General features: G+C 72.9%; 6 protein-coding genes. 3 read left to right on the top strand and 3 right to left on the bottom strand.

Annotated features, from left to right (window positions below; all coding sequences use genetic code 11):
* Positions 1 to 18: 18 nt before the first annotated feature.
* A complete protein-coding gene (locus C1I93_RS12445) occupies positions 19 to 663 on the bottom strand; it encodes a response regulator (RefSeq protein WP_111243426.1) in 645 nt (214 codons plus the stop codon).
* A complete protein-coding gene (locus tag C1I93_RS12440; protein WP_111243425.1) occupies positions 660 to 1760 on the bottom strand; it encodes a sensor histidine kinase in 1101 nt (366 codons plus the stop codon). The genes C1I93_RS12445 and C1I93_RS12440 overlap by 4 nt, the downstream gene beginning before the upstream one ends.
* Before the next feature lie 111 nt (positions 1761 to 1871).
* Here C1I93_RS12440 and C1I93_RS12435 point away from each other — a divergent pair, with 111 nt between their 5' ends.
* Entirely contained in the window at positions 1872 to 2609 is a 738-nt protein-coding gene (locus C1I93_RS12435) for an ABC transporter ATP-binding protein (protein WP_111243424.1), read from the top strand.
* On the top strand, positions 2606 to 3373 hold the full coding sequence (locus C1I93_RS12430; RefSeq protein ID WP_111243423.1) for an ABC transporter permease: 768 nt from the start codon (positions 2606 to 2608) through the stop codon (positions 3371 to 3373). The genes C1I93_RS12435 and C1I93_RS12430 overlap by 4 nt, the downstream gene beginning before the upstream one ends.
* Before the next feature lie 56 nt (positions 3374 to 3429).
* On the opposite strand, the gene C1I93_RS12425 is transcribed toward C1I93_RS12430, so the two are convergent.
* The gene (locus C1I93_RS12425; RefSeq protein WP_146603485.1) at positions 3430 to 4236 is read right to left on the bottom strand and encodes a hypothetical protein; all 807 of its coding nucleotides are present in this window, start codon (positions 4234 to 4236) and stop codon (positions 3430 to 3432) included.
* 186 nt (positions 4237 to 4422) lie between these two features.
* Between C1I93_RS12425 and C1I93_RS12420 the strand changes: the two genes are divergently transcribed.
* Positions 4423 to 7473 carry an ATP-binding protein gene (locus C1I93_RS12420; protein ID WP_111243421.1) on the top strand — a complete coding sequence of 1017 codons (3051 nt, stop codon included), beginning with the start codon at positions 4423 to 4425 and terminating at the stop codon, positions 7471 to 7473.
* Positions 7474 to 7585 lie beyond the last annotated feature (112 nt).

Below are 7585 nucleotides of genomic sequence, written 5' to 3'. Positions count from 1 at the left end.
GGGGTGGTGGGGTGGGGGTCAGTCGAGGATGCCGTCGTGCAGGGCGCGGAGGACGGCGTTCGTGCGGTCCCGGGCGCCGAGTTTGGTGAGGATCGTGGAGACGTGGTTCTTCACGGTGCCCTCGGCGAGGAAGAGGACCCCGGCGATCTCGCGGTTGCTGTAACCGTGCGCGACCAGTCGCAGCACCTCCTGCTCGCGCTCGGTGAGGCCCGGCACGGCGGGGGCGTCCGCTCCGACCGGTGAGGGGCCGGAGCGGATCGCCCGCAGCATCCGGTCGGTGATGGACGGGGCGATGAGCGTGCCGCCCTCGGCGAGCGTGTGGATGGCCCGGGTGAGCTGCCCCAGCGTCACGTCCTTGAGCAGATAGCCGCGAGCGCCCGCGCGCAGGGCGCCCAGCACCAGCGCGTCGTCGTCGAACGTCGTGAGCACCAGCACCGGGATGTCGATCTCGGCGGCTCGCAGCTGTTCGATCGTCCAGATGCCGTCGAAGCGGGGCATCCGCAGGTCGAGCAGGATCACGTCGGGCGCGGTCCGCTCGATCACGGCGAGCGCGGCCCGGCCGTCGGCAGCTTCACCCACCACGTCGATGTCGGCGACCTCGAGCAGCCCCCGGATGCCCTGCCGGATGAGCGTCTGGTCGTCGACGATGACCACGCGGGTCATGACGCCGGCACCCGTGCGGTGACCCGAAACCCTGTCTCACCGTCGACGGCGACCTCGCCGCCGAGGGCCCGGAACCGTTCCCGGAGGCCGCGTAGCCCGTTGCCGAACACCGGGTTCCGCGCGCCGCACCCGTCGTCTCGTGCCTCCAGCACGGTGCCGGTGTCGTCGCCGGTGACCGTGATCCACAAGTGCCGCGCTTCGGCGTGCCGGATGGTGTTCGTGATGATTTCCTGCGCCGCGCGGACGAGCGCTGCGGCGCGCTCCTCGTCCACCCGTACCCCGGGCGCGACCTCGATCATGACGTCGAGGCCGGGCAGGTCGCGAGCCATCCGCCGGAGGGCTTCTTCGAGGTCGGGGGTTTCGGTTCGCAGTTGCCCGACCGTGCTGCGGACGTCGCCGAGCAGTTCCCGGGCGACCCGGTCGGCGCGCTCCACGTGCCGCTGCGCCGCCGCGCCGTCGAGGTGCCGAGCGGTCTCCAACTCCAGGGTCAGCACTGTCAACTGGTGTCCGATCAGGTCGTGCAGCTCCCGGGAGATCCGCAGGCGCTCCTCGGTCCGGGCCGACTCCTCCAGCCGGAGGCCGGCGGCCTGCAGCCCGACGTGCGCCACCGCCAGTTCCCGGCGCCTCCGCTGTTCCCGCAGCAGGGTGACCGAGCTGAGCAGCGAGGCCACCTGGATGAGCAGATAGAAGCCCACGGTCAGGGTCAGCTCCACCGGTGCGCGCGTGGCCGACGTGGCGATGAAAATGATCACGGCGGTGTTGAGGCCGACCAGGGCCAGACCCGCGCCGAGCGGCACCACGTAGACGCTCACCGAGGCGGTGAGGACCAGCAGGACCGGCAGCAGTCCCAGCTGCTGGGCGGAGAGCACGAGCACCCAGGAGGCGACGACTGCCGTGCCGAACGCCACCCGCCGCGACCAGCCCGACGGTGCCGCCACCGAGGTGAGCAGGGCGGACAGGAAGAGGACGAACAGCGCCACCCACCAGCCTCGCGGTAGCACCAGCTCGATGGCGCCGAACAGGCCAGGCACGGCGACCCCGACCGCCACCACGAGCATGGCGAGACCGGACCACTCGTCGGTGCCGACACGTCGCATGCCGCCCACTGTAGGTCGGCGTACGCCATGCACACCCGTGCCGGAAGTCATGGCCACGGGTGATGACTTCCGGCACAAGACTCGTCCCGCCGCTGCTTCTAGCGTCGAGGCATGAGCAGTTCCGAGCCGGCGATCCTCGCCGAGAACCTCGCCAAGAGTTACCGACGGACCCAGGCCGTCGTCGATGTCAGTCTGCGCGTCGACACCGGCGAGACGATGGGCATCCTGGGCACCAACGGTGCGGGGAAAACGACGACTGTGGAGATGATCGCCGGTCTGCGCGGTCCCGACCGGGGGCGGGTACGCGTACTCGGCCTCGATCCCCGCCGCGACCGGGCCCGGCTGCGACAGGTGCTCGGCGTGCAGCTCCAGGACGCCTACCTGCACCACAACCTGCGCGTCACGGAGCTGCTCGACCTGTACCGCAGCTTCTATCCAGCCCCCGGGAGCACCGCCGAGCTGCTGGACCTCGTCGAGCTGACCGACCAGCGGCGGACCATCTTCGAGCAGCTCTCCGGTGGGCAGAAGCAACGGCTCTCGATCGCCCTCGCCCTCGCCGGGCGGCCCCGCGTGGTGATCCTCGACGAGTTGACCACCGGCCTGGACCCGGCGGCCCGGCGACGCATGTGGGGCACCATCGAGCAGCTCAAGGCCGACGGGGTCACCATCCTGCTGGTCAGTCACGCGATGGAGGAGGTCGAGCGGCTCTGTGACCGGGTCGCCGTCATCGACGCCGGCCGGATCCTCGCGCTCGACACCCCGACCGGCCTCGTCGCGCGGGTGGGCACCGAGAGTCTCGACGACGCGTTCGTCGCGTTGACCGGCAAGGATCTGGAGGTGACGGCATGAGCACCGGCGTCGCGGCGCACCGTCCCGGGCTGCGTTCCCTGCTCACGCTTGTCGGTTGCGAGTCAAAGATGGTCGTCCGGGACACGGCCGGCCTGATGGTCCCGTTGGGCCTTCCGCTGCTGATCCTGCTGACCAGCGCCTCCTCCGCCGCCGACCAGGTGGTGGTGAACGGACGTACGGCGCTTGACGTGTTCGTCCTGCCCATCGTGATCACGATGGTCATCGCCATGATCGGCATCATCAACATGCCGAGCTTCCTCGCCTACTACCGGCGAAGCGGGATCCTGCGCCGGCTCGCGGTCACTCCCGCGTCACCGGCCATGGTCCTCGCCGCCCAGGCGATCGTGAGCATCATCCAGACGATCGTCGGCAGTGCCGGCGCGCTCGTCGTCGCGTACGTCGTGTTCGACGCCAACCCACCCGCCGGCACCGCTGCCGTGCTCGGCGTGCTCGCCCTGACCATGGCGGCGATGTACGCCACCGGCATGATCGTCGCGGCGGTCGCGCCCACCCCGAACTCGGCGGTCGCCATCGGCCTTGTCGTCTTCTTCGCCGTGGGCGCCCTCGGCGGCATGTTCGGCGGCCGGGACGCGCTGCCCGAGCCGCTCGCCGAGATCGGCGCCTGGCTGCCCTTCGGGGCCGCCGTCGAGGCGCTCTCCGCCGCGTCGGCCGGCACCGGCGTCGAGGCCGCCCACCTGCTCGGTCTTTCCGGCACCGTCGTGCTGGGCGCGGTGGTGGCGGGTCTGCTGTTCCGCTGGGAGTAACGGGGGTCGGCTCCGGCGGGCCGTGGTGGCCCGCCGGAGCCGGACGATCCGTGCCGTCAGCCCGTGTACTTGCCGTTGCGGGTGTCGCCCCACGCGCCGTCGTAGAGCACCGCGCGGAAGCGGTGCACGGAACCCTTGGTCACCTTCTGCCAGTGCCAGGACGGGACGAAGAAGTCGTGGTGCTTGACGTAGTCGCCGTTGACCTTCCGGTAGTAGATGCGGTGCCGGGCGGCGGTGCCGCCGGAGCAGTTGGCCAGGTAGCTGTGTGAGTACATCGCCCGGCCACCGAAGTCGGCCGAGTAGTAGGTCCTCATCGGGTGGTGCACCGACGCCGGAACGGGATAGCCGGGCAGCTCCAGCCAGTGGTACGGATCCCAGGCCAGGTCCCAGCAGCTGGTGATGGCCGCCTTGCGGGCGGTACCGCCCGACGCCGGCACGGCGAGGTCGTCGACGACGACCGGGGACGGCGCGATCGCCCGACCCGCCAGCTCCGGCGGGGTCGGCGTGCCCGGCGCCGGCTCCGCCAGCAACTCGCGCGGCACCGGCACGGACGCCGGCGTGATGCTCAGGTACGCGGCGAGCATCCCGGGCTTGTCGTCGTCGACGAGCGGCCCGTTCCGGTCCACCTGCCCGTCCTCGCGCAGGCCCCAGTCACCGGACTCGGCGTCCCGGGTGAAGGTCACCTGGACGCCGTTGCGGTAACCCAGCCGCGCCAGCTCGATCTCACGCTCGACCAGTTCGTCGCTGACGACAGCGGCCCCCGGTGTGTCGGCGGCGTTGGCCGGCGCGGCCGACACCGCGGCCAGCGTCGGCAGGGCTACCAGTACGGCGAGCAGTGCCCGCCCGGACATTCGTCTTGTCATGATCTACCCCCTGGTGGTGGTCGATGTGTGGACCGGGACATCGTCGGGGTGCGGGCTCAGGACGTCGTCAAGGTGACGTCAAAGTCGACGGGTCAGCTGCTGTCGCAACCGCGACGCTGGCGTACTCCGCACAGCCGGTGAGGGGCCCAATAGACGTGGGGCAGACTGCGACCGGAAGGCGGGGCTGTGTCGGAGGATCAGGTGTTGAGCCGGCGGTGTTCCGCCGTCGTCGCCGCTGCCGGTTACGGGAAGACGGAGGCCGTACGCGGCTGGCTGCGCGAACGCCCGGCCCGCTGGTGTGACGGCGCGGAGGCGGTGGCCCTGGCGGTCGACGATCCGGCCCGGCTCGCCGCGCTGGGCACGCGGTGGGGCGCGGAACTGTCTACCACCGCACCGGCCTGGCTGGTCCTGGACGACGTGCCGCGACTGTCGCCACGGCAGTCGCAGGCGCTGCTGACGGCAGTGGAGCTGCTTCCGGAACGGCTGCGCCTGGTGGTGTCGACCCGGTGGCCGCCGGCACCGGCCGGGCGGCGGCAGGCGCGGCTGCTGGCCGAGTACGGGCCGGCGGAGTTGGCGCTCACGCCCGAGCAGGTGCGGACGGTCCTCGCCGACCACGGCATGGCCGACGCCACGCTCGCCACCCGCATCCACGCGGCCACCACGGGCTGGCCGGCGCTTGTCGCCCTGGCCGCGAAGGCGGTGAGTGCCAGCGGCGCCGACGGCACCGACCTGGCCGGTCCGGGCAGCCCGGTGGAGTCGTACCTGGTGCGGGAGGTCTTCGCCGACCTTCCGGCCGAGCTGCGTCGGCTGCTGCGCGACGTCGCGCAGCTCGATCCGGTACAGGCCGACCTGTGCCGGCTGCTCGGGCACCGGCGCGGCGGGCCGCTGCTGGCCTGGTCGGCCCGGATCGGCCTGCTGCGCCCGGTGACCGCCGACGGGCAGCGGTACGCCATGGTGCCGGTGGTGGCCGAGGTGTTCCGCCGCTGGCTGCCGCTGCCCACTGCGGAGGCGGTGCGCCTGCACGCGCGGGCCGCACCCTGGTACGCCGAACGCGGCTGCCCGGTGCCGGCGCTGCGGTCGTACGCCCGCTGCGGTGCCGCCGAGGAGACGGCCCGGCTGCTCACCGCGCACGGCGCCGCGATGCTCACCTCGGGTGGCGCCGAGGACGTCGTCGCGGCGTACCGAGCCCTGCCGGAGCACGCCCGCCGCGACGACCTGCGGCTGCTGCACGGCGAAGCGTTGCAGATCCTCGGTGACTTCGATGCCGCGATCAACGGATACGCGGCGCTGGCCGGTGCGCGCAAGGCGCTGCCCGCAGACCTGGCCTGGCGGTGGGGTCTGGTGCACTACCTGCGCGGGGAGCCCGGTTCTGCCATCGACATCTTCCGTCGGGGTCGGCTCGACCCGGAACCGTCCATCGACAACGTACGGCTGCTGGCGTGGAGCGCGGCGGCGTACTGGACCAGCGGGGACGCCGCCGGCTGTGGGGACCACGCCCGCCGGGCGTTGACCGAGGCGCTGGCGGTCGGCGGGGACGACGCGCTGGCCACGGCACACGCCGCGTTGGCGTTGGAGGCCAAGCTGCGCGGCGACCGGCCGGGTGCCGACGAGCATCACGAGAAGGCGCTGCGGGCCGCCGAGTCCGCACGGGACACCGTGCAGGTGACCCGGATCCGCGCCAACCGGGCGTCCGCCCTGGTGGGTGAGGGACACTACGCGCAGGCGCTCGCCGAGTTGCGGCCCGCGGTGGAGCTGGCCCAGGCCAACGGGTACGCCGCGATGCTCGCCCTGGCCCTGGTCAACCAGGGCACCGCGTACTTCCGGCTGGGCCGGTTGGACGAGGCGCTGGCGTGCCACGAGCGGGCGGTGCCGCTGCTGCAACGGATGGGCTCGCGCAAGGTGGCATATCCGCTGCTGGGCATCGGCGAGGTGCACGCCCTGCGGGGTCGCACCACGCTGGCGCGGGCGGCGTACGAGGAGGCGCTGCGGGCCAGCGAGCCGGTCGCCGACCGGCAGGCGCAGGTGCCGGCGCTGGCCGGCCTGGCCCGGCTCGTCGCCGGTACGGACGCCGCCACGGCGACCGACCTGGCCCGGCGCGCGGTCGAGCGGGAACGCGGGCCCGACTCCGCCACCGCCCGGCTGGCGTTGGGCTGGGTGGCTCTGGAGACCGGGGATCGGCAGCTGGCGGCCGAGGTGGCGGCGTCGGCGTCCGAGGCGGCCCGGCGGCATCGGGACCGCGCGGCGTTGGCCGAGGCGTTGGAGCTGTACGGTGCCGTGATCACCGATCCGGACGCCGCCCGCCGCGCCTGGCGGGAGGCGCTGGCGATCCTGCGCGACATCGATTCGCGGGTGGCTGCGGACCGGGTGGCGGTGCTGCTGGGCCGGCTGTCCGGGGCACCACCGGCGGAACGCCTCACCGCCCGGCTGGCCGCCACCCGGCTGACGGCGGCCGGGGTGCCGGTGCCGCCCGGTCAGTTCCCTGAGGTGGCCCAGGTCAGGATGCGTACGCTCGGGCGGTTCGCGCTGTTCGTGGCGGGCACGCAGGTGCCGGCCACGGCGTGGCAGTCGCGCAAGGCCCGGGACCTGCTGCGGATCCTCGCGGCCCGGCGTGGTCGCGCGGTGTCCCGGGAACAGCTCGGTGAGCTGCTCTGGCCCGGTCAGGATCCGGCCCGGGTCGGTCACCGGCTCTCCGTGGCGCTGTCCACTCTGCGCGCCGTCCTGGACCCCGACCGCCGTGCCCCCACCGACCACTATGTGGTCGCGGCACACGCCAGTCTGGCGCTCGACGTCACACACGTCGAACTCGACGTCGAGGAGTTCCTCACCGAGTCCGCGCACGGCCTGCACCTCGCCGAGCAGGGCGCGGTCGACGACGCCCGCGCCGCGCTCCTGCTCGCCGAGGGGCGGTACCGGGGTGACTTCCTGGAGGACGAGCCGTACGACGACTGGGCGCGGGCCACCCGCGACGAGGCGCGGCGGTGCTACCTGCGGGTGGTGCGGCGGCTGGCGGCGTTGGCCCGGCAGTCGCGCCAGGTCGACGAGGCCCTGCGACACCTCGGCCGGGCGCTCGAACTGGAACCCTGCGACGAGGGCGTGCACGGCGAGTTCATCCGAACCTTACGGGCTGCGGGCCGCCACGGTGAGGCCGGCGCGGCGTACCAGCATTACGTCGAGGCGATGTCGTCGATCGGGGTGCCGCCCCGGGCCCGCGACGATCTGTGCGCCGACGAGGGCTAGCGGCGCGTGCCGATCTGTCGCCCGAGCGACATCACCATCCGTATTTGTAACGGACACTGAAAGTCACCGCCGGGTCTGTGTCGTCGCGCCGCGTCAGCGACCGATCGGCCGG

Source organism: Micromonospora endophytica, assembly GCF_003236305.1.
Lineage (GTDB): Bacteria > Actinomycetota > Actinomycetes > Mycobacteriales > Micromonosporaceae > Micromonospora > Micromonospora endophytica.
This window is presented reverse-complemented; position numbering and strand designations above follow the sequence as displayed.